Consider the following 24,481-nt stretch of genomic DNA (forward strand, 5'->3'; position numbering starts at 1 on the left):
CCGTGTTAGGCGAGGGTATGATCACCCGAACGCATACCAAGGGCGACGCGCCCTCGACCGCCGTCTATTCCGATTGCGAGAAGTATCGCTATAGCCTGACCCGCGTGTGGGATGCGGGCGGGCGCAAGGCGCTGTTTGTGATGCTCAACCCTTCGACCGCGACCGAGGTGCAGAACGATCCCACCGTCGAACGCTGTGAACGGCGGGCGCGGGCGCTGGGGTTTGGCGCGTTTCAAGTGACGAACATCTTTGCCTGGCGCGACACCGACCCCCGCAAGATGCGCGCCGCCACCGATCCGGTGGGCCCTGCGAATGACGCGGCCATTCTCGACGGTGTCGAATGGGCCGATCAGGTCATCGCCGCATGGGGCACGCATGGAGAACATCTGAACCGCGGCCCGGCGGTCGAGACCCTGCTGCGCGGCACCGGGCATCCTCTGTTCCATCTGGGACTTACCAAGGCGGGGCACCCGAAACACCCGCTCTACATCGCCTATACCCAGCAACCCGAGCTATGGTGACAAAGGGTTAACCACAACCCCAAGCAGTCTTTGACCAACCACCTGAACGCATGGGATAAATCATCCTCGGGGCAATGCGTTCGCGGAGGGGTTCCATGTTCATGATCGGGTTTCTCAGCATCGCAGCACTGGGTGGCGCGGCCTATGCGATCAGCGATATTTTTGAACCCGAGGACGAGCCCGAAGAAGACGAAGTCATTGAAGATGACGCCGAAGAGATCTCGGAAGGCAATCTGCTTGAGATTGACGATGTGCCAGACGCACCGTCAACCGGAACTGTCATTTTCGAACACGAAGGCAATCTGATCCTTGCTGGTACTGAAGAGCAGGACATTCTGACCGGTCAAGATGGCGACGACCAGATCAATGGCTATGCCGGGGATGACACCGTGATTGGCGGCGCGGGCGATGATACCCTGCATGGCGGGGACGGGGACGACACGGTCTTGGGTGGGTTGGACGATGACGTTCTGCATGGCGAGGATGGCGATGACCTTCTGACCGGAGAGGACGGGGATGACACGCTCTACGGTTATTTCGGCGTGGATAATTTGGAGGGCGGCGTCGGGGACGACGATCTTTATGGCGGTCAGGACGACGACAGGCTGAGCGGGGGTGACGGGGATGACGCACTGCATGGCGGCTATGGCAACGACACGCTGAACGGCGGCGCGGGTGAGGATGCGCTGTTCGGGGACGACGGCGACGATGTTCTAATCGGACAAGACGCCGAAGGCGAGGATGAGGTCGATTTCCTCAACGGTGGCGAAGGGGATGACACCATTCTGGCCGACGGGGGTGACATTGTGACTGGCGGCAATGGCACGGATGAAATCATCGTTACCCCGGAAGAAGGCGACGACCCGGTCACAGTGATGGATTTCCAGCCCGGTCAAGACAAGCTGCTGATCTCGTGGACCGGCGAGGAAGACCCCGACATTCAGGTTGAACCCGATGCCGAAGATGACAACCTGACAAATGTCGTGATCAACGGGCAGACCACCGTGCAACTGCTGGCAGCCGAAGGATTGACCGCCGAGGATATCCAACTGATTGGCGAGGGCGCGCTGGCGCAATTGAACGCGCTGGGCTGATCGGTCAGAATCCCTTTGCTATCCACCGAAAATCCGCTTATACGCGCGCATCCGCATCGGAATCGGTGCGGTTTTCTCCATGGGCCTGTGCTGGACGACATCCCGGCCTGCGCCATTAACCTTAACCTTTTTACAAGGAGACCCCGATGTCGATTACTGCCGCTGAAAAAGCACGCGTCATGAAAGAATTCGCAACCAAGGACGGCGACACCGGTTCGCCTGAAGTCCAGGTTGCCATCCTGACCTCGCGCATCACCACCCTGACCGAGCACTTCAAGACCCACAAAAAAGACAACCACGGTCGCCGCGGTCTGCTGAAAATGGTCGCCCAGCGCCGTAAACTGCTGGACTACCTGAAGGGCAAGGAAGAAGCACGCTATCAGGACCTGATCAAAAAGCTGGGCATCCGCCGCTAAGCGCTTTTTCGTCCAATTCGAAACGCCCGCCAATTTGGTGGGCGTTTTTTTGTTCGGGACGATCTATCGAAGCTATTGTGCTGTCAGTCCGAAGCGGCGCGATCATATTCCATGCGCGCGGTCTTAACCTGATCCATCTGTTCGTGCGACCAGTAGACGAGCGGCCTGAGCAGTTCCAATAAGCTGCGGCCCTGAGGTGTCAGTGCATAAGACACTGCGACAGGCGGACCGGGATCGACAGTACGCGTTAAATATCCATCCCGCTGTAGCCCCCGCAGATTTTCGGTCAGCACCCTTTGCGTAACGTCACCGATACATCGCTTGAGCTCTCCGAACCGCTTCGGCTCATCTTCTAGCGCCAGAATGATGATCATCCGCCACTTGCCTGTGACGTTTGACAAAACGGATCGGATCGAACAGTTCGACGCTTCGGCTTTATTGCTAACGCCAATGGGAAGCATGACACCCTCAAGTTCATTATGAATACCAGAAACGACTACAATACCTTATACAACAAATGCAACATACTGTTTTTTCGCTAGTATCCTAAAAGTAACCCGGTGACTTTAAGGTGCGTAATTGCCCTTTGGTGCGTTTTTGATACCTACTATCAACGCAACACGAATCATCAGGAATTCACCATGACCCCCAAAGATCTTGTCCTCGCACTTTTTTCTGCCGCTTTCCTGGACCATGACCCCGAAGCTGCGCGTCAGATGGTAAGCATCGACTATGTTCAGCACAATCCGCAGGTACCGACCGGGGCCGAAGGACTGATGGGCCTGATCTCGTTGGTCGGTCAGGCTGGTATGACCGCGACCACCCATCGCGTGATCACCGAAGGTGATCTGGTCGTACTGCACAACACCTATGACAATGCCGACGCGTTCGGCGCGTCCTCGCTCGCTGCGTTTGACATCTTTCGCGTAGAAGACGGGAAAGTGGTTGAACATTGGGACAACTTGCAACCTATCCCCGAAACCACCGCGTCAGGGCGCGGCATGACGGATGGTGCGGTTGAGATCACCGATCTCGACAAGACCCAAGAAAACAAAGCCTTGGTTCTGGGTTTTGTACGCGACGTGTTAGGCGGGGCAGCACCAGAGAATGTCTCGAAATACATGGACCCCGAAGTTTACATGCAACACAACCCGTCAATCGAAGACGGCCTGTTGGGATTGATGGCCGCGATCGAAGCATTTGCTGCACAGGGAATGATAATTACCAAGTTTGAGCCTCAATTCGCCGTGGCCGAGGGCAATTTCGTCTTTGTCGCGACCGATGCTGTCATGGGCGGCGAACCCTGGGCCTTCTTCGATCTGTGGCGCGTGGAAGATGGCAAGATCGTAGAGCACTGGGACGTCGTCTCACCTATCCCGTCCGAAATGGCACATGGGAACGGCAAGTTCTGAGTAAGCTTGACCGCCCCTGAAGCGCCATGAGAAAGCGCCCGTCAAATCTGCGGGCGTTTTCCGCTTTCTTCAATCAGGAAGACCAGCATTCCGCCACCCGGCGCGCCAATTTTCCGAAGCATTTGTCATCGAAAACACAGGCAGTTTGGCTTGTTCGGTAGACGCGGTGATATCGGGCCGAAGCGCATTAAGGTCATTGACCGCAGACTTCGCCGCCGCTGTATCCGGCAGTTGCCCCAACGCGGCAATCAGCATCAAGTGGCTCATGACAAAACCGGACCGAACGGCCAGAGCCTCACGCGCGGCTGCGGCGGCTTCTTCGTACCGGGCAAGCTGGAACAAAGCGCTGCAACGGGCAATATGCGCGGCGTGTCGCATTGGGTCCTTGGGGCTGAGTTCAACGGATTGCGTCGCATGATCCAGTGCCTCGTCCGGTCGATTTAGCATGCACAGGTTGATCGAAGCCAGCATATGAACACTCGCGGCATTCGGATTCTCGGCCAGCGCCTGTTTGAAAGCAGACCGTGCGCGCGGTAAATCCCGCGCCAGCATCGAGATCGAGTGCGCCGCATAGGCCATTGCGATTCCGTCGGCCCGGTCGCTCATCAACACGCGTTCGGCGGCAGCTACGGCGGCCTTGGGGCCTTTGCCCACAGGTTCCAGACCCTGCACAAGGCGCTGGATGTGCAGCCATGCCAACAATCCGGCTGCGGCTGCGTAGTCAGCGTCGCGCTCCAGTGCCAGAGTGGTAAGCCGGATCGCTTCGCGATTGTCTTCATCGGTCAGCAAATGGAAATGCGACAGAGCCTGTAAATACAGCTCATACGCCTCCAGACTTTCGGTTGGCTTGGCGCGCGAGCGGGTGGTTTCAGCGTGACGCAGTGACGGCTCGATTGCTGTCACCACCTCTTGCGTGACCTTGTCCTGAAGATCGAAAATATCATCCAACACACCATCAAACCGATCTGCCCAAAGGTGGCTGCCGTTTTCCGCGTCAATCAACTGCCCGGTAATCCGAACACGTTGGCCCGCCCGACGGACCGACCCTTCCAGCACATAGCGAACGCCCAGGCTACGCCCGACCTCGCGGATATCAGTGCTTTTTCCTTTGAAAATAAAAGATGAATTGCGCGCCACTACCATCAGCCACCGAAACCGCGACAGCTCGGTGATGATGTCCTCGGTCATGCCGTCGGCAAAAAACTCCTGCTCGGGGTCGCCGGACATATTGTCAAAGGGCAGCACGGCGATCCCGGGGCGCGTGTCGGCCGAGGTCGACAGATTGGCCGACGTCCCCTTGGGCCAGCACCAGACACCGATGCGGCGTGTGATGTTTTTCAACTCGGTCTGCTCGCCCCCGTCGAACTGGGCCGCATCGCCCCGGTCCAGGCTGTTGTGCGACGTGTCCGAGATCAGGATCTGGTCGGGTTCAGCCAATGCCTCAAGCCGCGCGGCGATGTTGATCCCATCACCGAAGATATCGTCGCCATCCGAGATCACCTCGCCCGTGTGGATACCGATACGCAGCCGAATGGTGTCTGCCTTCGGTGCAGACTGGACCGCAATCGCGCAATCGGCGGCGTCAGATGTCGAGGGGAACTCGGCAATCCACCCGTCCCCCATGCTTTTGATCAGGCGCCCCTTATGCGCCTCAAGCAAGGACTTAAGCGTGTCTTCACGAAACGACCTGAGCGCGGCCAACGTGCCCTGCCGGTCCTGATCCATCAGCGCCGAGTATCCAACGACATCTGCCGCCAGCACCGTCGTAAGTCGTCTTTTCATTGACAGCCCCCCAACAAAGGCAACTTACCGCGCGGGAGACCGTCTGTCAGGTTATTTGCGTAGGACATCCGCGAAGTTTGTCCGTAGCCTTGGCACATTTCGCTTTCGTTCCAACCTGATTTCACGCGCGCGGTGTCAACTCCCAGTTTGACAAGCATGCAACTAAAGGTCGGTGCTTCGGTTTCGCTTCCCTTCCCCTTCAAACTCATGTATGCGCGCGAGTATCTGAGACGTTGTGCCCTGACCCTGGCACTCGAATGGAAGATAAATGGGGTCGGCGGCAATGGGGCCGCCATGCAAACCGGAGACCCGCAGGGGCGGGAGTGCTCCGTTCTAGGATACGCATATGTTTGATGTAACAAAGAAATCGATTCAGTGGGGCGAAGAGACGCTGACACTGGAAACCGGCAAGGTTGCCCGTCAGGCGGACGGCACCGTGATTGCCACGCTGGGCGAAACCAGCGTCATGGCCAACGTGACCTTTGCCAAAAGCCAAAAGCCCGGTCAGGATTTTTTCCCGCTGACCGTCCACTATCAAGAGAAATACTATGCTGCCGGTAAAGTTCCGGGTGGCTTTTTCAAGCGCGAGGCGCGCCCGACCGAAAAAGAGACGCTGACCGCGCGTCTGATCGACCGTCCGATCCGCCCGCTGTTCGTCGATGGCTTCAAAAACGAAGTTCTGGTCATGTGCACCGTGCTGAGCCATGATCTGGTCAACGATCCCGACATCGTTGCAATGATTGCTGCGTCGGCTGCTCTGACTATTTCCGGCGCGCCGTTCATGGGTCCGATCGCCGGTGCCCGCGTTGGTTTCGTGGATGGCGAATACGTCCTGAACCCGACCGTAGACGACATGCAGGACCTGCGCCTGAACCCTGAACAGCGTCTGGATCTGGTTGTCGCCGGCACCAAAGATGCCGTGATGATGGTGGAATCGGAAGCTTACGAGCTGTCAGAAGCCGAAATGCTGGGCGCCGTGACCTTCGCGCATGAACAAATTCAGCCGGTTATCGACCTGATCATCAGCTTGGCCGAAGAAGCTGCGAAAGAGCCGTTCGAGTTCGAAGCGCCCGATTACTCGGATCTCTATGCCGCTGTTGCCGCAGCCGGTGAAGAGCAGATGCGCGCCGCCTTCGCGATCACCGACAAGCAAGAGCGCACCACCGCCGTTGCCGCGGCCCGCGAAGCAATCAAAGAAGCGTTGACCGAAGAACAGCTAGAAGACGGCAACCTCGGTTCCGCGATGAAAAAGCTGGAAGCCGGCATCCTGCGAGGCGACGTCGTCAAAGGCGGCAAGCGGATTGACGGTCGCTCGACCACCGACATCCGTTCGATCGTTGCTGAAACTTCGATGCTGCCCCGGACCCATGGTTCCGCCCTGTTCACCCGTGGTGAGACTCAGGCACTGGCCGTAACCACGCTGGGCACCGGTGATGATGAGCAGTTCATCGACGCGCTGCACGGCAACTTCAAATCGAACTTCCTGCTGCACTACAACTTCCCCCCCTATTCGGTTGGTGAAGTTGGCCGCGTGGGTGGCCCCGGACGTCGTGAGATCGGCCACGGCAAGCTGGCATGGCGCGCCCTGCAGGCGGTTCTGCCTGCGGCGACCGACTTCCCCTACACGATCCGTATCGTGTCCGAGATCACCGAATCCAACGGATCGTCCTCGATGGCGTCGGTCTGCGGCGGCTCGCTGTCGATGATGGATGCGGGCGTTCCGCTGAAAGCACCGGTTGCCGGTGTGGCCATGGGTTTGATCCTGGAAGATGACGGCAACTATGCCATCCTGTCGGACATTCTGGGTGACGAAGACCACCTGGGCGACATGGACTTCAAGGTTGCGGGTACCGAAAACGGCATCACCTCGTTGCAGATGGACATCAAGGTTGCGGGCATCACACCCGAAATCATGGAGAAAGCCCTGGCGCAAGCCAAGGACGGCCGGATGCACATTCTGGGTGAGATGGGCAAAGCCCTGTCCGAGACCAACGAATTCTCGGTTCACGCCCCGCGCATCGAGACCATGAACATCCCCACCGACAAGATCCGCGAAGTCATCGGTTCGGGCGGTAAGGTCATCCGCGAAATCGTTGAGGTTTCGGGTGCCAAGGTCGACATCAACGATGACGGCGTGATCAAGATCGCCTCGCCGGACGGAGAGTCGATCAAGAAGGCTTACGAGATGATCCACTCGATCGTCGCAGAGCCCGAAGAAGGCCAGATCTACACTGGTAAAGTGGTCAAGATCGTCGATTTCGGTGCCTTCGTGAACTTCTTTGGCAAGCGCGACGGTCTGGTGCACGTCTCCCAGATCGAAAACCGTCGCCTGAACCATCCGTCGGATGTTCTGAAGGAAGGTCAGGAAGTGAAGGTCAAACTGCTGGGCTTTGATGATCGCGGCAAGGTTCGCCTGTCGATGAAAGTGGTCGATCAGGAAACCGGCGAAGAGATCGTTCCCGAAAAGAAAGAAAAGAAAGAAGACGCCGAATAATCAGCGCCTCTTTTCGAATTACCAAAGACCCCGGTTCTGGCCGGGGTCTTTTTTTGTGACCCTACAAGTCCTTGGCAAAGTAATGCAGATGCGGTCGCAACATCGGTTGGTCCTTGTAGGTTGTTGTCTCGATCGGTGTGTCCAGTTCCACAAACCCAAGCTTCGGATACAGGCTGCGCATCTCAACATTCGGGGTCAACGTATCGGCCACCAGCCGTTTCAACCCCATCTGTCTTGCGGCATTCTCTCGCGCCACGATCAACGCGCGCCCGGTTCCGGTGCCACGGGCACTTTCGGTGACAAAGACGCGCTTTAACTCACCGGTCTCTTGATCCAGACGCTTCAGCATCCCGCACCCCACAATCGCGGACTGCCCATCCCGCGCCACGACCAGGCAACCATTGGGTGGCAGGTAATCCTCGGGGCGCGCCCAGAATTCGGCTAAGGCGCTTTCCGGGGCGGATGGATCAATCTCGAACCCCATGGCGCCCATGCGTTCGACAATCAGGTCGTAATATTGCGACAGGATGCCATTCAGCTGATCCTTGGGCGGCAACGCGGCACAGTGTTCAATTTCAATCATCGGGTCACACCTCGCGGATCAGTTGACCCTGTTGCGGGTGTGACCACAAGCCATTGTTCAATGCGCAACACCGGACGGCCCATGTTTCATCACGTGCCACTGGCCATAGCTGTCGTTCAGATCAAGCTTGATCGCTGCATCCGCCTTGGTCGAAGCGCTACCGATCTCGGCCAGTGTGAATTCGATCCCGCCGGGAATGTCGATCCGAACGCGATGCTCGCCGCCGCCATGCGGGGCCTGAATTGGACGCCCCGTAGATTGCAGCACATCGCCCACTGTGACCTTGGCTTTACGCCCTTCTATGTCGATGTCGAAATCAATTGGCAGATACAGGGTCTCGTGTACGGTTTTGCACATGGCGCGGAAGACGAACCAATGGGTGGCCATTTCATCCGTTTCCTCACCGTGAAAGACCTTTTCCAACGCATCGCGCTGCGCGTCCGAGGCGCTGGGATCAATAATCACCTGCATCTCGCCGCCGCCTTCAAAGATCGGGCCGGGCCACGCGTAGATCAGAGCCGCTTTGGTGCCTGCCAGATCAGTGTCGCCGAAATGCCCCTTGGAGACCTCCAGCACTTCGAAGCCCCTGCAATTGCCATTGGTGGGTAATTCTTCGAACTGACAGGGGCAGGCGTAGCCGCAGTTGCAATTCCCGAAGGCTTCGCCCTCAACGTACCAATCTGTGAATGCCATCGTAACTCTCCTGATGTGAAAGCCCGATACCTGTCATCACCCGCCCCGATCGCGGCACCATAGCATATTTACGCCAAATCCCGAACCGCTACGGAAAATCGAATGGGAAAGACGCGCGAATGTGTCGAACTTCACAGTCAGAAGGCTTTCGGCATGACAATTTGCGCAAGGGTCGAAAGACCCGCGACCGAGCATGCAGGGCCGACGTCGCACAACCAATAAGTGTGTGCGAAGGAATGGGCCATGACATTAAGATCGTTCAGGGAACGAGTCATCCAAACATGTAGTTTCGAGGTGGTGGGAATCGCGTTCGTCTCGCCGGTTTATGCATATATCGCGGGGGCGTCGATGGTGCATGGGTTTGCGCTGATTTCCCTGCTGTCCATCGTCATTTTGATCTGGTCGCCCATTTTCAACACGTCGTTCGACTGGATAGAGCGGCACCGAACCCGCCGCCTGGCAAGCGCCCGCCCCCACCGGTTGCGGATCGTCCACGCAGTGCTGCATGAGGTCACCGCGATTATTATTACATGCCCGTTGCTGATGTATTTTGGCGGCCATTCCCTGCAGGCCGCACTGGCTTTCAATCTTGGTCTGACGATCACCTATTCGATCTACACCTATGTTTTTCATATCATTTATGACCGGTTACGCCCCGTAAGACCTGTCTCTGCGGTCGAGGGCACACCGCAATGCGATCCCGGCGCGGCGGTCTGCAATAACATCTGAACAAACCCGCGCTGCTTGTTCGATCACTCCACCCCAATAAGCTGTGAATCGAAGTGAAGCTCGCCTGTCTTTCATTTGCGGCGAGTTTGTCCACATGTGGGTTCATAACCATTTGGAACAAAGGACATGGACATGGTTAAGCGAATTATTCTCGCCTCGGCGGTGCTGGGCCTCAGCGCGTCAGCACCGGTTGCGCAAAGCCTCACAGATGACCTCTACGTCCACGGATTTGCTGGCTACAGCAATTTGCAGGACAGCGATTTCACCGGCACCGTCAATGGTGGCCCGGAATCCGTCGATACCGATTTTGACGGTGGGTTTGGACTGGGCATTGCCATCGGCAAAGAAATCCCACAGTGGAGCAATGACAGCATCGCCACTCGGGTCGAACTTGAACTCTCTTATCGGGACAATGACGTAGACGGAGTGAATTTTTCCGGCAACGGGCCCGCAAGCGAAGTCAACGTTTCGGGTGATGTGACCCAGACTTCCTTGTTTGCCAATGTTCTGGTCGACTTCAAAACCGCCAGCGCGCTCACGCCCTATGTCGGCTTGGGTCTGGGTGTCGCCTACACCGATCTGGATTTCTCATACGGACCGGGTGTGGAGTTGGATGACAGTGACACCAACTTTGCCGCTCAGATCATCGCAGGCGTTGCCTATGATGTCAGCGAAAACACGGCCCTGACACTGGATACGCGCTATTCGCGCGCCTTCAACGTTTCCTCGGACCGTCTGGCCCCGAACGGCGCGTTGACCGGCACCGTCGAAGATGACATCGACGCGTTCAGCATCAATTTCGGCGTGCGCCAAAGATTTTGATCGAATAGGGGAAGTGTTTCTCTCCGGTTTCCCTTCCCCCGCATGTCCGCGTGCTCTATGCACGAGGACATGCGATCTTTCGTCATCCATATGTCCTCTAGTGCCGCGCGGCGACCCAATGCCGAGAAACTTTGCAGCGACCTTCCGAACGCGGAATTATTCGAAGCGGTAAACGGTCGCGACCCGGCGCAGATCGCCGATGTTGCGCTGTTTCCCGGCAATTTGCACCATCCAGAATACCCGTTTAAATTGCGCCCTGCGGAGATCGGGGTGTTCGAAAGCCATCGTCGTCTTTGGCGCAAACTGGTGGACGAAAAGATCGATATGGCCATCATCACCGAAGATGACCTGCGCATTGACCCCATTCGCATGGCCAAAGCGCTAAAGATGTTGGCGGCCTTTGCTACGCCCGAGCACTATATCCGCATTCCCGTAAAACAACGCGAAGTTGCGGCGCAAGTGCTGGCCAAAACCAATGATCAGCGTCTGATCCTGCCAAAGGTGATCGGGTTGCAATGTGTGTGCCAGCTTGTCGGGCGCCGCGCGGCAGAACGGCTTTTGGCCGCAACTGACAAGATCGACCGCCCTGTGGATACGTTCCTGCAAATGCACTGGCTAACCGGCCAACCAATCCTGTCGCTTCAGGGCAGTGGCAATCAGGAAGTGGCTAGCGAAATCGGTGGGTCCACAATCCAGACTCGTCCTCCGCTGAGCGACAAACTGACCCGCGAGTTCAAGCGCGCAGCTTATCGCGCCTATCTGCACAGCCATCCGCAAAAGCCGGCTTGCTGAACGAAAAAGCGGGGCCTGATGCCCCGCTTTGTTGTTTCTTAGCTCGGCGCTTTGGTTTTGCGCAGATAAGGGAAGATCGTTTCGAACTCGCCAAATTTCTCCTTGGCCTCCTCGTTCGACACCGCAGGCGGGATGATCACGTCTTCACCGGGCACCCAGTTGGCCGGCGTTGCGACGCCCTTGCTGCTCATTTGCAGACCGTCCAGCGCGCGTAGGATTTCCGCAAAATTGCGACCCACGGTCATCGGATAGGTCATCGACAGCTTCAACTGCTTGTCCGGGCCGATGATGAACACAGAACGCACGGTGGCACTGTCCGCCGGGGTGCGGCCATCGGGCAGATAAGCTTCGGCAGGCAACATGTCGAAGGCTTTCGAGACCGCAAGTCCGTCGTCGGCAATGATCGGGAAACCGGGATTGGCATTGCCATAGGCCTCGATGTCTTTCTTCCACTTCTTGTGGTCTTCCACACCATCGACCGACACGCCCAAAACCTTGGTGTTGCGTGCCGCCCATTCGTCATTCAGTTGCGCCACGGCAGAAAACTCGGTGGTGCAGACAGGAGTGAAGTCCTTGGGGTGCGAGAACAGAATAGCCCAGCTGTCACCGATCCAGTCGTGGAACTGAATGGTGCCCTGATCCGTTTCTGCGGTGAAATTTGGGACGGTGTCGTTGATGCGCAAGCCCATAATGCGTCTCCTTCTCCTGTTGGTCAGCCTGGCAGGCTGATGCGAATTTAATCACTTTGTGTGTAAGTTAAACCGTTCTTTGAGGGATCGCTCAAAATTCACGTATCACGATATTATCCTGAAATTCAGGAATTCGCCCCAACAAAAACGCGGCGCGCCTGTCTCAGGCCTCGGCCTGCGCGGCCTCATAAGCCAGCATGGCGCGCTTGACGGGCAGGCCCCAATGATAGCCCCCTAGCCCGCCAGACTTGCGCAACGCCCGGTGGCATGGGATCAACCAACTGACCGGGTTGCGCCCAACGGCCGTACCCACGGCCCGCACCGCCTGCGGGGACCCCACCCGCTGCGCGATCTCGGAATAGGTCGTGACTTGCCCCGAAGGAATGTGCATCAGTGCCTCCCACACTTTGATCTGCAGCGGGGAACCGATCAGGTGCAGCGGCGTCTCGGACCGTTTCGCGCCAAACGACGCCTCGACCCATGGGCGCAGCTTTTCGGCGTTCTCGATGTAGCTGGCTTTGGGCCAGCGCGAGGTCATATCCTCCATTGCCGCCGCTTCGCCGGTTTCTGCGCCAAAGGCCATACCGCAAATCCCTTTGTCAGTGCCCATCACCAACGTCGGGCCGAAGGGGCAATCGAACCAGCCCCAGTAAATCGTCAGGCCCGCGCCTTTGCGGGCGTATTCGCCGGGGCTCATGGATTCCCATTTCAGGAACAGGTCATGCAGACGGCCGCTTCCGGACAGCCCCACGTTATGCGCGGTCTCCAGCGTGGTGAACCGCTCGTGCAGCAAGGCCTTGGCGTGGCCCAGCGTCAGATATTGCTGATAGCGTTTCGGCGATACCCCAGTCCAGCGTGAGAACAGGCGTTGAAAATGCGCGGGGCTCATGTCCATCTGGCGGGCCAGTTCGTCCAGCGACAGGGATTCGCCGCCCTGATCAATCAGCTCGATCGCGCGGCGCATGACGTTGTAGTGGTATCCGCTTTCGGGGGTCTGGACGTTCATAACTCACCTCATCTGCTGCCCCGGACCATATCCCGCGCGCCACGCCACCGCGACCCGAAACATGCGCATTGGCTTTGGGCTTGTGTCATGCGCCTGCGGGCGGCATTAAGGCCCGGATGGCAAAGCAACTCGATTACCACACGATCCGCGAGATCTTTACGCGTTTTCAGGACGCCGACCCCGAACCCAAGGGCGAGCTGGATCATGTGAACGTCTATACTCTGGTCGTGGCCGTGGCGCTATCGGCGCAGGCCACCGATGCGGGCGTTAACAAAGCCACGCGCGAGCTGTTCAAAATCGCCGACACACCGCAAAAGATGCTGGATTTGGGCGAAGAGGGCCTGACCGAGCATATCAAGACCATTGGCCTGTTCCGCCAGAAGGCCAAGAACGTCATCAAACTCAGCCGCATTCTGGTCGAAGACTATGGCGGCGAAGTGCCCAATTCCCGTGCCGCGCTACAATCGCTGCCCGGTGTCGGGCGCAAGACGGCCAATGTGGTTCTGAACATGTGGTGGCGGCAACCGGCGCAGGCGGTCGACACCCATATCTTCCGCGTCGGCAACCGCACCGGCATTTGTCCCGGCAAGACCGTAGATGCCGTCGAGCGCGCCATCGAAGACAATATTCCCGCCGATTTCCAACTGCACGCGCATCACTGGCTGATCCTGCATGGTCGCTATCACTGCAAGGCGCGCAAACCCCAATGCGGAACCTGTATCATCCGCGATCTCTGCGAATTTGAGGACAAGACCCTATGAAAACCTACCAGCTCACCGGTATCGGAAATGCCGTTGTGGACGTGATCTCCCAGGCCGATGACAGCTTTCTGGAACTGATGGGCATCGAAAAGGGCATCATGCAACTGATCGAGCAGGAGCGCGGCGAAGTGCTGTATGCCTCGATGGAGGGGCGCGTGCAGACGCCCGGCGGCTCGGTCGCGAATACCATCGCGGGTGCCGGGGCACTGGGACTGGATGCGGCATTCATTGGCCGGGTGCATGACGACGCGCTGGGGCGGTTCTATGCGGATGCGATGAACGAGGACGGCGTCGATTTCGTCAACCCGCCGGTGCCGGGTGGCGAGCTGCCGACCTCACGCTCGATGATCTTTGTCTCGCCCGACGGCGAACGGTCAATGAACACCTATCTGGGCATTTCCTCGGAACTGTCATCACAGGACGTGTCCGAGGATGTGTCAGGCAACAGCCAAATCATGTTCCTTGAGGGGTATCTGTTCGACAAGGAAAAGGGCAAAGCCGCGTTTCTTGAGGCCGCGCGCACCTGTCACAAGGGCGGCGGCAAGGCGGGGATCGCCATTTCCGACCCGTTCTGCGTGGAACGTCACCGGGTCGATTTCCTGCTGCTGATCGAGAACGAGCTGGATTTCGTGATCGGCAACGAGGCCGAGATCAAATCGCTGTTCGAAACCGATGATCTCGAGGATGCTCTGGCCAAAACCGCCGCGATTTGCCCTCTGGTCGTATGTACCCGGTCGGGTGATGGCGTAACGGTTTTGTTCGGCGGTCAGCGCGTGGATGTACCGGTGGAAAAGGTTGTGCCCGTGGACGCCACCGGCGCGGGCGATCAATTCGCCGCTGGGTTCCTGTTCGGTATGGCCACAGGGCGCGATTACGAGACCTGCGCCAAGATCGGAAATGTCTGCGCCCGCGAAGTGATCAGCCATATCGGCCCAAGGCCAGAAGCGAATATGCAGGAATTGCTGCGCGCCGAAGGCTTGCTGTAAGTCGCTGAGTAGCGCCGAGGGCGCCCAGATGACCTTGGCGCAGCTTTTTTACGACCCCGCCGCCGCGTCGTTCAGTGCCCAGTCATAACTATAGGCACTGACTCGGGACACATCTTGCAGCCGCGCTTCCAGATCGGGGTCGGCGACCGTTCGGACATAGGTTAGAACCGCCTGTTCGTTCGGTCCGAAATCCTCTCGGAACCAGATGAAGATCTTGGACAGGATCAGCCCGCCATTGTCATTAAACCGCACGCCACGCGGGTCGTTGATATAGGCGTGTTCGGCGGCGGCAAAATCACGCTCCAGCGTGTCGGCCTGCCAGGCGCGGTCCATGAGGTTGGGGCAGCCCACAGCGGCACAGTTCAGGGCATAATGAATGCGCGGCTCGTTGAATTCAGGGCGGATGATGCGGTGTTCGATCTCGTTCAGGGTTAAGCTCTGCCCGGCGACCGTCACTATGGGCCGGTTCCACGGCCCGATTGACAGCGGCCCGTCCTTGATGTCGCGGATCGAGGCGACGGGGTAGTTCTCAAGGATCACATCCACCGTCACCGCGTTATACATATTGATCCAATAGGCCAGCTGTTGATCACGGGTCAGCGCCGCAGGGTCAACTGTTTGCAAATCTTCGATATACCCGTCCAAACGTGCTTTGTCGTCGGCCGAGACCTGCCCGTAAGCCATCCGGTTCACACCCTGCGCATCAGGCGCGACATAGCGGTTCAGAAAGGTGGTCCAGTCGCGGTGATCAACACGCTCTCCGGGCGGTTGGGCGACGCGGGTCAGGGCGCTGTTCGCCAAAGGTTCGGGCGCGGGAAGGGCCAGTCGTTCGACACTGGCACAAGCCGCAAGCAGGGGCAGCAACAGCAGGATCAGCAGACGTCTCATGAGGCATCCTTTCGGGACTGGCGCAGGGCGCGCATCTGCCCTTTCAGCCGTTTCATCGGAGCAAGCGCCGGATCGCTCAGTTCGGGCAGGTCCGGGCCATTGGACAGACGCGGAACGGCAGCGTTCCACCAGCTTGGACCAGTCGGCCCGTCAATCCGGTCAGGGCTGGCCAGATGCATGTCGCGCTGCGCGTTATGGACACACATCGAAAGCGGCCCGTTCGCCGTAGCCACCATGAACACGCACGAGGCGCAGCGGTCTTCGTCCAACTGATCTGCCGCCATGAAATTGTGAATAAACACCGCTTGCCGCCGCACCGGGCCACGTAGCACGCCAGTACCCAGACGAGCGACGCTCAGCCCAAGTTGCCCCAACGCGCGCAGGGCCAGCAGCGGATGTCGTCGGATCATGCGCCCAACCTTGGGGCGAATACGGATATGGGCGTCCTGATTGTCGTCCACCCCTTCCAGCGCTGTCATCACCCGATGCACCAAGCTTTGGTTAGACAATAGCGAGACCGCGCGCCCTCCGGCCGTCAGGACGCTGGCGTAACGGTTGCATTTGGAATGGCCCACAGCCGCCGTGCCGAAATGCAGCGGAGTCCCATAGCCTTCCTCGACCGCGCGCGCGACACTGTCCTGCGTGATCATCTCGGGCCGTTCGCGCAACACGCCGCGCCCAGTATCGGCCTGCACTTGGAACGAGACAAACGCCACCTCGGGTCGATCCCGCAGATAACGCGCCAGCATGGGCAGTTCGTCGAAATTGCCGGCAAACACCGTGGTGTTGAACAGAATCCGCAGCCCCAACCCCCGCGCCCGCCGGATATAGGCGCGGCGGACAGTGTTCAGCTCTTCTTCCGAGGTGAACCCCTTGCGCTCTTGCGTCATGTCCACATGAAAGGCCACGTCGTCCAGCCCCGCCGCTGCCAACCGCATCAACTTGGCGCGGCTGGCACGAATCCCGTTTGTCATCAGACAGGACCGCATCCCCAAACGGCGGATTTCCCGGCACAGCGCCTCAAGATCCTCGATCTTGCGCAGGGTCGGATCACCGCCAGTCAACTGTACCGACACCCCGGTGCCATAGTGGCTTTGAATCGTCTTCAACCGCGCAAACAGAACCGACAGAGGAGGGTCATAGGTCATCTCGGCCCGATCCGAGAGGTAACACAGCGTGCAATCCAGATTGCACCTTTGCGTGACCTCCAGCGCAACGCATGCGATGGGATAGAACCGCCCCGCCGTTTGCCCGGCATGGTATTCGCCACAGCCCTGCAAACCCTCGCGCAGAGGCGCGCGGCGGTCGGAACCGATGAACTTGCGACCTGCAGGGACGATGGCGGGGGGGCTGTGCGCGGTATCTCTCATGCGGACCAAGCTAGAGATGCCGTGTGGCCCGAACTATGCCCCCTCACGGCAAGTTGTCGCAGGGTGAGTGAAGCGCGCTCCTACCGCAGAAATGCGCTGAATGCTGCAACCACCTGCGCGTAGACATCGCGCTTGAAGGGTACGATTTCTTCAACCAAGAGAGAGGGCTCCTGCCATTTCCAGCGGGTGAACTCGGGATGATCGGTGTCGATATTGATCTGATCGTCACGGCCCGTGAAACGCAGCAGGAACCATTTCTGCTCTTGCCCACGATAGCGGCCTTTCCAAATCTTGGGCACGATGTCATGGGGCAGATCGTAGGGCAGCCAGCCGGGAGTTTCGGCCACGACCTCGACCAGATCAGCGGTCACACCCGTCTCTTCCCACAGCTCTCGCAGGGCCGCATCGCGCGGGTCTTCGCCTTTGTCTACCCCACCCTGCGGCATCTGCCAGGCATCGGCGTGGCGGTCATTGCGCTGGCCGACAAAGATATGACCTTGAGCGTTCATCAGCATTAGCCCGACGCAGGGCCGATAGGGCAGATTGGCGATTTCATCGGGGGTCATGCGCGGCCTCTTTTTCCTGTCACGCCTTGTCTGTATCAAGTGCTGTCAGGACAGCAAAGACCGTGACGCAAGGTTTCGCGTGACAATGTTGACGCAAACGTCAATCTAACGACAAAGAATTCGGGAGGGAGAGTAACCATGACTGCGTACCCAAACATGCTGGCCCCGCTGGATCTGGGCTTTACCACTCTGAAAAACCGGGTCCTGATGGGCTCGATGCATACCGGTCTGGAAGAGACCGGCGACTGGAACCGCGTGGCAGAATTCTATGCTGACCGTGCCCGCGGCGAAGTAGGGCTGATGGTGACGGGCGGGATTGGCCCGAACCTCGAAGGCTCGGTCCTGCCCGGCGCGTCGATGATGACCACCGAGAAGGACGTCGAAAACCACTCCATCGTGACCCAGCGTGTGCATGAGGCAGGCGGCAAGATCGCCATGCAGATCCTGCATGCGGGTCGCTATGCCTATGGCCCCAAATGCGTGGCGCCCAGCCCGGTGAAATCACCCATCTCGCCCTTCCCGCCCAATGAGCTGGACGAAGACGGGATCGAGAAACAGATCAGCGACATCGTTAACGCCGCCAAGCTGGCCCAAAAGGCGGGCTATGACGGGGTCGAAATCATGGGATCGGAAGGCTATTTCATTAACCAGTTCCTCGTGACCCACACCAACAAGCGCGAAGATCGCTGGGGCGGCTCGTATGAGAACCGGATGCGCCTGCCGATTGAAATCGTGCGCCGCACGCGCGAGGCCGTGGGCCGTGATTTCATTATCATCTACCGCCTGTCGATGATCGACCTTGTGCCCAATGGCTCCACCCATGATGAGGTTGTCGAACTGGCGAAACGGGTTGAACAAGCGGGAGCCACGATCATCAACACCGGCATCGGCTGGCATGAGGCGCGGATTCCGACCATCGCCACATCCGTGCCGCGCGCAGCTTTTGCCTGGGTTACTAAAAAGCTGATGGGCAAGGTGAGCATTCCGGTGATTACCTCGAACCGGATCAACACGCCCGAAGTCGCCGAAGAGGTTCTGTCCACCGGCTGCGCCGACATGGTGTCACTGGCGCGCCCGATGCTGGCGGATGCGGATTTCGTCGCCAAGGCGATGGACGGCAAATCGGCACAGATCGCGCCCTGTATTGCCTGTAACCAAGCCTGTCTGGACCACACATTCGGCGGCAAGCTGACCTCGTGTCTGGTGAACCCGCGCGCCTGCCACGAGACCGAGTTGGTGATTGGCAAGGCCGACACACCAAAAACCGTGGCCATCGTTGGCGCGGGCCCTGCGGGTCTGTCCACTGCCATGACCGCCGCCCAGCGCGGCCATGACGTGACTCTATTTGACCGCGCATCTGAGATCGGTGGCCAGCTGAACATGGCCAAACAGGTGCCCGGCAAGGAAGAGTTCTGGGGGCTGGTCGACTGGTTCCGCACCATGATAGCCGATCTGGGCGTGAAGGTTGAACTGAACCGCGAGGTAACGGCTGACGACCTGACCGGCTTTGACGAGGTGGTCATTGCCACCGGCGTCACCCCGCGCGATCCGCAGATTCCGGGGCAGGATCGGGACAATGTGATCGACTATATCGACGTTTTGCGCCACAAGGCCGAGGTCGGCAAATCCGTCGCTGTGATCGGCGCGGGGGGCATCGGGTTTGACGTGTCCGAATTCCTGCTGGAGGACGGCCACAGCATCACCACTGACCTGCCTGCATGGATGAAGGAATGGGGCGTCACCGACCCGGCCGAGCATCGCTCGGGCCTTGCCCCCGAGGGCCCCCAACCGGCGGCACCCGCGCGCGACGTTACGCTGTTGCAGCGCAAAAAACAGGCGCATGGCAAGGGTCTGGGTAAAACAACCGGCTGGATTCACCGCGCTACGCTGAAGATGAAAGACGTCAATTTCGTCGGCGGTGTGAACTATGAACGCATCGACGATGACGGCCTACATGTCAGCTTTGGCGAAGAGCGCGCCGACCCAACCGTGATTGCGGCGGACACGATTGTTCTATGCTCGGGTCAGGTTTCCGAACGCAGCCTCGCGGATGCGCTGATCGAACGCGGTATAACTCCGCACGTGATCGGCGGGGCGGATGTGGCGGCAGAGTTGGACGCCAAACGCGCAATTAATCAAGGCACACGTCTGGCGGCGACTTTTTGAGGCATCGGGCCCGGTTCGCGCCGGGCCTGCGCTACAACGAAAAAATGGCTTTGGTGACACGTTCAACGGTCACAAATTTGCCATCCTCAGATTAACGTATGTGTAATGCTGCCGGTAAAACCCCATAGTTTTCGGGTTTGTGGCGAATTTAGAAACCACCGTTTCCACGTTTCCTATCCGCAAACGATCCAGATTAAATCCCTGATATTATCCCATGTCTGCCCAGTTTCCGCCCAGATTGAGCGCCAAGGTCAGTCAACGAACCAAGACTTGGGGTACGAGTATGGACAGACTGACCGAAATGGAAGCCTTTGCCAATGTGGTGGACCAAGGTGGCTTCACAGATGCGGCCAAGAAAATGGGCATCTCCAAATCGGCCGTGTCCAAGCACGTCTCGAGCCTCGAGGCGCGTCTGGGCGCCCGTCTTTTGAACCGCACAACGCGACGCGTGTCGCCTACGGAAATCGGTTTGGCCTACTATGACCGCGCGCGCCGTGTGCTGAATGACGCAGGCGAGGCTGATGCGCTGGTGACGTCGATGCAATCCGCGCCTTCGGGCCTGTTGCGCATCAGTGTGGCCACGGATTTTGGCGTGAATCATCTGTCTCCGGTCCTGTCAGAATTCCTGTCAGCCTATCCCGATATCACCGTGAACATGGTGCTGAACAACCGGTATGTTGAGCTGATCTCGGAAGGGTTCGACGTGGCCGTGCGTATTGGTGAGTTGGAAGACAGCACCCTGCGCGCCCGCAAACTGACCGAAACCGTGAAACGGATGGTCGCGGCCCCCAGTTACATCGACAAATATGGCCGCCCCCAAAAGATCGACGATCTGAACGAGCACAAGCTGCTGCATTACTCCAGCCAATCTTCCGGCAACGTGTGGAAACTGACCGCGCCATCGGGCGAAAAGCGTCAGGTCCGTACCGCCGGCTGGCTGAGCGTGAATGACGGGCAGTCCCTGCTGAACGCAGCGATCTCGGGCCTTGGGATCGCGCATCTGCCCAGCTATCTGTACGCTGACGCGCTGAAAAGCGGCAAGGTTCTGGATGCGATGCCGTCGCTGCCTGATGAGTTGCAGGGCGTCTATGCAGTGTACCCTCCGGGCCGTTTCACACAGCCCAAGGTGCGCGCATTCATTGATTTTCTGGTCGAGTCCTTCAACGACAAGGGCCCGATGGATTGGTAATTTCTCCCCGGTGAAGACTGAACGGCCCGCACACAATTGTGCGGGTCTTTTTTTATTCCATGAAGACCGACAGCCCCATGCCCTTGGCAACGGTGCGCAGGGATTGGATCAGGATGTTTTGTCCGGGCAGGGCGGCTTCCCCGCGCCGCGACAACAGCGCGATATCGCGGTTGGCGTTGGGGATCGTCAAAGGGCGCAGACGCACCTCGTCTCGGTAAATACCCTGCCGCCTTGCATAGAGATCGGGCAAAACCGCAGCCCCCACCCCCGAGGCTGCCATTAGCACGATAGAATCCAGTGTCGTGCCCTCGTATTCATCGGATACCACGCCTCCGCATTCCGCCGCCAGCGCATAGACGATCCGGGACAGACGGTGGCTTTGGTCCAAAGTCAGGATCAGACGGTCGCGCAAATCCTCGGCTGTGACCCCGTGCAGATCGCGCGCTAGTACGTCGTCCACGGCCACCCCAATCCAGAGCGTTTCGTTGAACAGGCGTTGTTGCAGCGTATTGGGGTGATCTTCGGGGGTTGAAATGATCATGTCGAACCGGCCGGATTTCAATCCCTGCTCAAGGTCTCGGGTGTTTTCTTCGCGCACGACGATGCGCAATCCGGGCCGTTCCTGGTGCACATGCTTGATGACTTGCGGCAACAGGTAGGGCCCAATCGACGGCAATACACCCAACCGCAGTCGTCCACCGACAGGGGTGTCGCTGGTCATCGCATGGCGCAGGTCCTGTACCTCGGCCAGGATTTTCTGAGCGCGGGCAATGAACTCCTCGCCCCGCGCTGTAACCTGTACCCCGCCCCGGTCCCGTTCAAAGATACGCAAGCCAAGCTCTTGTTCTACCGTCGCAATTTGCGCCGAGAGGCTGGGCTGACTGACATTGAGAACGTCAGCAGCCAGTCCGAACCTGCCCAAGCGACTGACCGTGACGATATATTCCAGCTGGCGCAGGGTGGGTCGCATTTCATAGTTCCAAACTATTCAGTTGTTAGAAAGATAATATTGGGCTGATTCAATTCTGCAAGGCACTAGGCCCCGGACCGCCGGAAAAGGAGCCGTATATGCCCAGCGTCCTAGAAACTCTGTCCAGCAATCTGCTGGTGCCCACCATTTTGTTTTTTGCCTTGGGGCTGGTGGCCGCGTTTGTGCGCAGTGATCTGTCCATCCCGGCGGGCGCGGCCAAGTTCATGTCGCTCTACCTGCTTCTTGCCATCGGGTTCAAAGGCGGAAGCAACCTAGCCGAGCACGGCATCCACATGGACCTGTTCCTGACGCTTCTGGGCGGGGTGGCGCTGTCCTTTGCCATCCCCTTCGTCGCTTTCGGGCTGTTGCGAGTGATGACACGGTTGGACAGCCTGAACGCAGCCGCGGTTGCAGGGCATTACGGCTCGATCTCGATCGTGACCTTCGTAACCGCGACCAGCCTGTTGGACCTTTTAGGACTTAGTCATGACGGGTTCATGGTGGCCGTCGCCGCCGCGATGGAGGTTCCGGCCATTCTGTCCGCGCTGTGGTTGGCGCACCGGTCCAATGGCAATGGCGTCAAGGATGACGGGTTGTGGCGTGATCTGTTGGCCAACGGCTCCATCGTTCTGCTGACCGGGGCGTTCCTGATTGGGGCTATAACCGGTGGTCAGGGGATGCAGATGATTGCGCCCTTCATCGTGACGCCATTTACCGGGATTTTGTGCCTGTTCCTGCTTGATATGGGCCTGTCGGCGGGGCGCAGCCTGCTGAGCAATCGCGACAAGCTGTCGGTCGGCCTGTTCGCCTTTGGGGTCCTGATGCCCCTGATCGGCGCGATGATGGCCTGGGCCGTGGGCGCGCTGATCGGTCTGTCCGAAGGCAGCCTGTTCCTGCTGATGGTTCTGTCCGCCTCGGCCTCGTATATAGCGGTGCCTGCGGCCATGAAAATCGCCCTGCCCAAGGCGGAATCCGGGATTTACCTGACCCTGTCTCTGGGCGTGTCCTTCCCGTTCAACATCACCGTTGGCCTGCCGCTTTATCTTTGGTGGGTGATGTAGGCAGGTCAGTTCACCAGCAGAACCGCCTCAACCCGGCGGTTCTGGTCGCGGCCCTCGGGCGTGGCATTTGAGGTCATGGGGGCCAGATAGCCAATGCCGCGCGCCTCAAGACGGTTTCCGGCAACGCCGTGCTGTTCGATCAACCGCACGCGCACAGCCTGCGCACGCCCCGTACTGACCGAAATGTTCGCCTCGAGCGTACCCGTATCGTCGGTATTGCCCACCAGCGCCAATCGGACGTTGGGATTGTCGGCCATATAAGACGCGATCAGCGCCAGCGAAGGAAACGGGCCTTCGCCCAGCGTGATCTCACCGGTTCTGAAATGCAGGTCTTCAAGGATAACGTGGCCATTCTGTTCCAGTGCGTCCAGTAGCCCGTCTGTCTGCTTCACCGTTTCCTCAACGACCAGAGGCGGCGGTTCGGGCGCGTCCACGGGCGTGACACGGATCATCTGCACATATCCGTCGGGCGGATTGCGGCTGACCAGCAGGCTCAGCGCCTCATCCCCACGGGAGGCCGAGAGAAAGCGATAGTCCTGAATGGCCACGTACATATCCGGGGTGGGCACGACCTCGGTTCCAAAACGGAAGTCGAAACCGCCGCAGGTGATCGCCTCGCATTCGAAGATGATGTCAAAGCCCTGATCCATGATCTGTTGACGCAGTGGGGCCAATAGCTGCAACGTGGTGCTGGACCCTGATTGCAGGCGCCATGTCAGGCGCTCGACGCGGCCCTCGACTGCGAGGGCAGGGACTTTGCCAGTCGCGAATCCGCCGGTGGGCAAGTCATAGCTGTCCAGCGGACTGACTCGTTCGCTGACCAGTCGCGAACCCGACGGCAAGGCCACATCCTGCGCCAACGCAGAACCAGCCAGACATAGCGATATCAGGCCCGCGCGCAGGATCATCGGGCCTGCGCGAAATAGGCGTCGTTTGGCACCATCGCCGTGGCGCTGGCGACCCGGTTCGACATGTTGAAAAAGCCGGCCACATTGACAATGTCCCAGATATCACGGTCGCTGAAACCCGCATCACGCAGGTTTTGGCGGTCCGGTTCTTCAATCTCAGCGCTGGCATGGGTCAACTTGGCCGCGAAATCCAGCATCGCCCGCTGCCGCGCATCCAGTGGGGCGACGCGATAGTTCATCGCCAACATCTCACCCAGTTGGGGATCACCCGACATCTGCCGCACGGCTGCCCCATGCGCCACAAGGCAATAAAAGCACTTGTTGATGGCCGAGACGACAACCGCGATCATCTCACGTTCCAGCTTGGTGATGCCGCTCTCGGCCAGCATCAGATCGTTGTACATGGTGGTAAAGGCGTTCAGCTTGTCGATGTCAAAGGCATAGGCCCGCAACACATTGGGCACAAAGCCCAGCTTCTCCACACAGATATCGAAATACCGCTGGGTTTCCGCTGGTAGGGGATCGACCATCGGCAGGTTCAATGCAGTCGGCAGAGAGGGATCGGTCACGTCAGGTTTTTCTC

At 58.8% G+C, this 24,481-nt stretch carries 25 protein-coding genes; 13 read left to right on the plus strand and 12 right to left on the minus strand.

What is annotated here, in order from left to right:
• Window positions 1-17: 17 nt before the first annotated feature.
• The 3 genes from ACR3E7_RS12190 to rpsO all read left to right on the plus strand — a co-directional run bounded on the left by ACR3E7_RS12190 (window position 18) and on the right by rpsO (window position 2,031).
• Window positions 18-521 carry a DUF1643 domain-containing protein gene (locus ACR3E7_RS12190; protein WP_170789565.1) on the plus strand — a complete coding sequence of 168 codons (504 nt, stop codon included), beginning with the start codon at window positions 18-20 and terminating at the stop codon, window positions 519-521.
• Window positions 522-616: 95 nt separating this feature from the next.
• Window positions 617-1,615 carry a calcium-binding protein gene (locus ACR3E7_RS12195; RefSeq protein WP_480503428.1) on the plus strand — a complete coding sequence of 333 codons (999 nt, stop codon included), beginning with the start codon at window positions 617-619 and terminating at the stop codon, window positions 1,613-1,615.
• Window positions 1,616-1,761: 146 nt separating this feature from the next.
• Window positions 1,762-2,031 (plus strand): 30S ribosomal protein S15, encoded by a 270-nt coding sequence (rpsO, locus tag ACR3E7_RS12200; protein ID WP_008757925.1) that lies wholly within the window; start codon window positions 1,762-1,764, stop codon window positions 2,029-2,031.
• Between the two features lie 83 nt (window positions 2,032-2,114).
• Here rpsO and ACR3E7_RS12205 read toward each other — a convergent pair whose 3' ends face one another.
• Window positions 2,115-2,492 (minus strand): winged helix-turn-helix transcriptional regulator, encoded by a 378-nt coding sequence (locus ACR3E7_RS12205; RefSeq protein WP_170772810.1) that lies wholly within the window; start codon window positions 2,490-2,492, stop codon window positions 2,115-2,117.
• 180 nt (window positions 2,493-2,672) lie between these two features.
• Here ACR3E7_RS12205 and ACR3E7_RS12210 point away from each other — a divergent pair, with 180 nt between their 5' ends.
• Window positions 2,673-3,443 (plus strand): nuclear transport factor 2 family protein, encoded by a 771-nt coding sequence (locus ACR3E7_RS12210; RefSeq protein WP_480503430.1) that lies wholly within the window; start codon window positions 2,673-2,675, stop codon window positions 3,441-3,443.
• Window positions 3,444-3,512: 69 nt separating this feature from the next.
• Here ACR3E7_RS12210 and ACR3E7_RS12215 read toward each other — a convergent pair whose 3' ends face one another.
• Complete coding sequence (locus ACR3E7_RS12215) at window positions 3,513-5,225, minus strand: adenylate/guanylate cyclase domain-containing protein (protein WP_480503431.1); 1,713 nt, start codon at window positions 5,223-5,225, stop codon at window positions 3,513-3,515.
• 346 nt (window positions 5,226-5,571) lie between these two features.
• Between ACR3E7_RS12215 and pnp the strand changes: the two genes are divergently transcribed.
• Window positions 5,572-7,719 (plus strand): polyribonucleotide nucleotidyltransferase, encoded by a 2,148-nt coding sequence (pnp, locus tag ACR3E7_RS12220; protein ID WP_480503432.1) that lies wholly within the window; start codon window positions 5,572-5,574, stop codon window positions 7,717-7,719.
• A gap of 61 nt (window positions 7,720-7,780) precedes the next feature.
• Here pnp and ACR3E7_RS12225 read toward each other — a convergent pair whose 3' ends face one another.
• Window positions 7,781-8,302 (minus strand): GNAT family N-acetyltransferase, encoded by a 522-nt coding sequence (locus ACR3E7_RS12225; protein ID WP_480503433.1) that lies wholly within the window; start codon window positions 8,300-8,302, stop codon window positions 7,781-7,783.
• A gap of 57 nt (window positions 8,303-8,359) precedes the next feature.
• The gene (locus ACR3E7_RS12230; RefSeq protein WP_170772820.1) at window positions 8,360-8,995 is read right to left on the minus strand and encodes a DUF1326 domain-containing protein; all 636 of its coding nucleotides are present in this window, start codon (window positions 8,993-8,995) and stop codon (window positions 8,360-8,362) included.
• A 243-nt stretch (window positions 8,996-9,238) separates the two neighbouring features.
• Between ACR3E7_RS12230 and ACR3E7_RS12235 the strand changes: the two genes are divergently transcribed.
• From ACR3E7_RS12235 to ACR3E7_RS12245, 3 genes are all read left to right on the plus strand, one after another.
• Complete coding sequence (locus ACR3E7_RS12235) at window positions 9,239-9,724, plus strand: PACE efflux transporter (RefSeq protein WP_170789559.1); 486 nt, start codon at window positions 9,239-9,241, stop codon at window positions 9,722-9,724.
• Window positions 9,725-9,856: 132 nt separating this feature from the next.
• A complete protein-coding gene (locus tag ACR3E7_RS12240; RefSeq protein ID WP_480503435.1) occupies window positions 9,857-10,546 on the plus strand; it encodes an outer membrane protein in 690 nt (229 codons plus the stop codon).
• A gap of 69 nt (window positions 10,547-10,615) precedes the next feature.
• Window positions 10,616-11,338 (plus strand): glycosyltransferase family 25 protein, encoded by a 723-nt coding sequence (locus ACR3E7_RS12245; protein ID WP_480503437.1) that lies wholly within the window; start codon window positions 10,616-10,618, stop codon window positions 11,336-11,338.
• A gap of 38 nt (window positions 11,339-11,376) precedes the next feature.
• Here ACR3E7_RS12245 and ACR3E7_RS12250 read toward each other — a convergent pair whose 3' ends face one another.
• Window positions 11,377-12,027, minus strand: a complete 651-nt coding sequence (locus ACR3E7_RS12250; protein WP_170355987.1) for a peroxiredoxin — start codon at window positions 12,025-12,027, stop codon at window positions 11,377-11,379.
• A gap of 163 nt (window positions 12,028-12,190) precedes the next feature.
• Window positions 12,191-13,033: a bifunctional helix-turn-helix domain-containing protein/methylated-DNA--[protein]-cysteine S-methyltransferase gene (locus ACR3E7_RS12255; RefSeq protein WP_170772828.1), complete on the minus strand. Its 843-nt coding sequence runs from the start codon at window positions 13,031-13,033 to the stop codon at window positions 12,191-12,193.
• A 116-nt stretch (window positions 13,034-13,149) separates the two neighbouring features.
• Here ACR3E7_RS12255 and nth point away from each other — a divergent pair, with 116 nt between their 5' ends.
• Together nth and ACR3E7_RS12265 are read left to right on the plus strand one after the other, a co-directional pair.
• Window positions 13,150-13,794, plus strand: a complete 645-nt coding sequence (gene nth, locus ACR3E7_RS12260; protein ID WP_170772829.1) for an endonuclease III — start codon at window positions 13,150-13,152, stop codon at window positions 13,792-13,794.
• A complete protein-coding gene (locus ACR3E7_RS12265; protein ID WP_170355980.1) occupies window positions 13,791-14,780 on the plus strand; it encodes an adenosine kinase in 990 nt (329 codons plus the stop codon). The genes nth and ACR3E7_RS12265 overlap by 4 nt, the downstream gene beginning before the upstream one ends.
• A gap of 48 nt (window positions 14,781-14,828) precedes the next feature.
• Here ACR3E7_RS12265 and ACR3E7_RS12270 read toward each other — a convergent pair whose 3' ends face one another.
• From ACR3E7_RS12270 to ACR3E7_RS12280, 3 genes are all read right to left on the minus strand, one after another.
• Window positions 14,829-15,668, minus strand: coding sequence for a DUF547 domain-containing protein (locus ACR3E7_RS12270; RefSeq protein WP_480503438.1), 840 nt, complete (start codon window positions 15,666-15,668; stop codon window positions 14,829-14,831).
• On the minus strand, window positions 15,665-17,038 hold the full coding sequence (locus tag ACR3E7_RS12275; protein ID WP_480503439.1) for a radical SAM protein: 1,374 nt from the start codon (window positions 17,036-17,038) through the stop codon (window positions 15,665-15,667). The genes ACR3E7_RS12270 and ACR3E7_RS12275 overlap by 4 nt, the downstream gene beginning before the upstream one ends.
• 80 nt (window positions 17,039-17,118) lie before the next feature.
• A complete protein-coding gene (locus tag ACR3E7_RS12280) occupies window positions 17,119-17,604 on the minus strand; it encodes an RNA pyrophosphohydrolase (RefSeq protein WP_480503440.1) in 486 nt (161 codons plus the stop codon).
• Window positions 17,605-17,742: 138 nt separating this feature from the next.
• Here ACR3E7_RS12280 and ACR3E7_RS12285 point away from each other — a divergent pair, with 138 nt between their 5' ends.
• Both ACR3E7_RS12285 and ACR3E7_RS12290 read left to right on the plus strand, forming a co-directional pair.
• Window positions 17,743-19,770 (plus strand): NADPH-dependent 2,4-dienoyl-CoA reductase, encoded by a 2,028-nt coding sequence (locus tag ACR3E7_RS12285; RefSeq protein ID WP_170785154.1) that lies wholly within the window; start codon window positions 17,743-17,745, stop codon window positions 19,768-19,770.
• 283 nt (window positions 19,771-20,053) lie between these two features.
• A complete protein-coding gene (locus ACR3E7_RS12290) occupies window positions 20,054-20,959 on the plus strand; it encodes a LysR family transcriptional regulator (protein ID WP_170772843.1) in 906 nt (301 codons plus the stop codon).
• Window positions 20,960-21,011: 52 nt separating this feature from the next.
• Here ACR3E7_RS12290 and ACR3E7_RS12295 read toward each other — a convergent pair whose 3' ends face one another.
• On the minus strand, window positions 21,012-21,929 hold the full coding sequence (locus tag ACR3E7_RS12295; RefSeq protein WP_480503441.1) for a hydrogen peroxide-inducible genes activator: 918 nt from the start codon (window positions 21,927-21,929) through the stop codon (window positions 21,012-21,014).
• A gap of 98 nt (window positions 21,930-22,027) precedes the next feature.
• Here ACR3E7_RS12295 and ACR3E7_RS12300 point away from each other — a divergent pair, with 98 nt between their 5' ends.
• Complete coding sequence (locus ACR3E7_RS12300) at window positions 22,028-22,990, plus strand: sodium-dependent bicarbonate transport family permease (RefSeq protein WP_480503442.1); 963 nt, start codon at window positions 22,028-22,030, stop codon at window positions 22,988-22,990.
• Between the two features lie 5 nt (window positions 22,991-22,995).
• Here ACR3E7_RS12300 and ACR3E7_RS12305 read toward each other — a convergent pair whose 3' ends face one another.
• Together ACR3E7_RS12305 and ACR3E7_RS12310 are read right to left on the minus strand one after the other, a co-directional pair.
• Entirely contained in the window at window positions 22,996-23,898 is a 903-nt protein-coding gene (locus ACR3E7_RS12305) for an OmpA family protein (RefSeq protein ID WP_480503443.1), read from the minus strand.
• Entirely contained in the window at window positions 23,895-24,467 is a 573-nt protein-coding gene (locus tag ACR3E7_RS12310; protein ID WP_170789547.1) for a peroxidase-related enzyme, read from the minus strand. Before ACR3E7_RS12310 ends, ACR3E7_RS12305 begins: the two co-directional genes overlap by 4 nt.
• Window positions 24,468-24,481 lie beyond the last annotated feature (14 nt).

The sequence above is a fragment of the Ruegeria sp. BK1 genome (assembly GCF_056535645.1).

Bases quoted from the DNA above. Each gene is read 5' to 3' on its own strand.
- ACR3E7_RS12250 (WP_170355987.1), bottom strand. From the start codon at position 12,027: ATGGGCTTGCGCATCAACGACACCGTCCCAAATTTCACCGCAGAAACG.
- ACR3E7_RS12255 (WP_170772828.1), bottom strand. From the start codon at position 13,033: ATGAACGTCCAGACCCCCGAAAGCGGATACCACTACAACGTCATGCGC.
- pnp (WP_480503432.1), top strand. From the start codon at position 5,572: ATGTTTGATGTAACAAAGAAATCGATTCAGTGGGGCGAAGAGACGCTG.
- ACR3E7_RS12280 (WP_480503440.1), bottom strand. From the start codon at position 17,604: ATGACCCCCGATGAAATCGCCAATCTGCCCTATCGGCCCTGCGTCGGG.
- ACR3E7_RS12285 (WP_170785154.1), top strand. From the start codon at position 17,743: ATGACTGCGTACCCAAACATGCTGGCCCCGCTGGATCTGGGCTTTACC.
- ACR3E7_RS12190 (WP_170789565.1), top strand. From the start codon at position 18: ATGATCACCCGAACGCATACCAAGGGCGACGCGCCCTCGACCGCCGTC.
- nth (WP_170772829.1), top strand. From the start codon at position 13,150: ATGGCAAAGCAACTCGATTACCACACGATCCGCGAGATCTTTACGCGT.
- ACR3E7_RS12295 (WP_480503441.1), bottom strand. From the start codon at position 21,929: ATGCGACCCACCCTGCGCCAGCTGGAATATATCGTCACGGTCAGTCGC.
- ACR3E7_RS12270 (WP_480503438.1), bottom strand. From the start codon at position 15,668: ATGAGACGTCTGCTGATCCTGCTGTTGCTGCCCCTGCTTGCGGCTTGT.
- ACR3E7_RS12195 (WP_480503428.1), top strand. From the start codon at position 617: ATGTTCATGATCGGGTTTCTCAGCATCGCAGCACTGGGTGGCGCGGCC.
- ACR3E7_RS12225 (WP_480503433.1), bottom strand. From the start codon at position 8,302: ATGATTGAAATTGAACACTGTGCCGCGTTGCCGCCCAAGGATCAGCTG.
- rpsO (WP_008757925.1), top strand. From the start codon at position 1,762: ATGTCGATTACTGCCGCTGAAAAAGCACGCGTCATGAAAGAATTCGCA.
- ACR3E7_RS12300 (WP_480503442.1), top strand. From the start codon at position 22,028: ATGCCCAGCGTCCTAGAAACTCTGTCCAGCAATCTGCTGGTGCCCACC.
- ACR3E7_RS12305 (WP_480503443.1), bottom strand. From the start codon at position 23,898: ATGATCCTGCGCGCGGGCCTGATATCGCTATGTCTGGCTGGTTCTGCG.
- ACR3E7_RS12275 (WP_480503439.1), bottom strand. From the start codon at position 17,038: ATGAGAGATACCGCGCACAGCCCCCCCGCCATCGTCCCTGCAGGTCGC.
- ACR3E7_RS12290 (WP_170772843.1), top strand. From the start codon at position 20,054: ATGGACAGACTGACCGAAATGGAAGCCTTTGCCAATGTGGTGGACCAA.
- ACR3E7_RS12265 (WP_170355980.1), top strand. From the start codon at position 13,791: ATGAAAACCTACCAGCTCACCGGTATCGGAAATGCCGTTGTGGACGTG.
- ACR3E7_RS12240 (WP_480503435.1), top strand. From the start codon at position 9,857: ATGGTTAAGCGAATTATTCTCGCCTCGGCGGTGCTGGGCCTCAGCGCG.
- ACR3E7_RS12215 (WP_480503431.1), bottom strand. From the start codon at position 5,225: ATGAAAAGACGACTTACGACGGTGCTGGCGGCAGATGTCGTTGGATAC.
- ACR3E7_RS12210 (WP_480503430.1), top strand. From the start codon at position 2,673: ATGACCCCCAAAGATCTTGTCCTCGCACTTTTTTCTGCCGCTTTCCTG.
- ACR3E7_RS12235 (WP_170789559.1), top strand. From the start codon at position 9,239: ATGACATTAAGATCGTTCAGGGAACGAGTCATCCAAACATGTAGTTTC.
- ACR3E7_RS12205 (WP_170772810.1), bottom strand. From the start codon at position 2,492: ATGCTTCCCATTGGCGTTAGCAATAAAGCCGAAGCGTCGAACTGTTCG.
- ACR3E7_RS12230 (WP_170772820.1), bottom strand. From the start codon at position 8,995: ATGGCATTCACAGATTGGTACGTTGAGGGCGAAGCCTTCGGGAATTGC.
- ACR3E7_RS12245 (WP_480503437.1), top strand. From the start codon at position 10,616: ATGCGATCTTTCGTCATCCATATGTCCTCTAGTGCCGCGCGGCGACCC.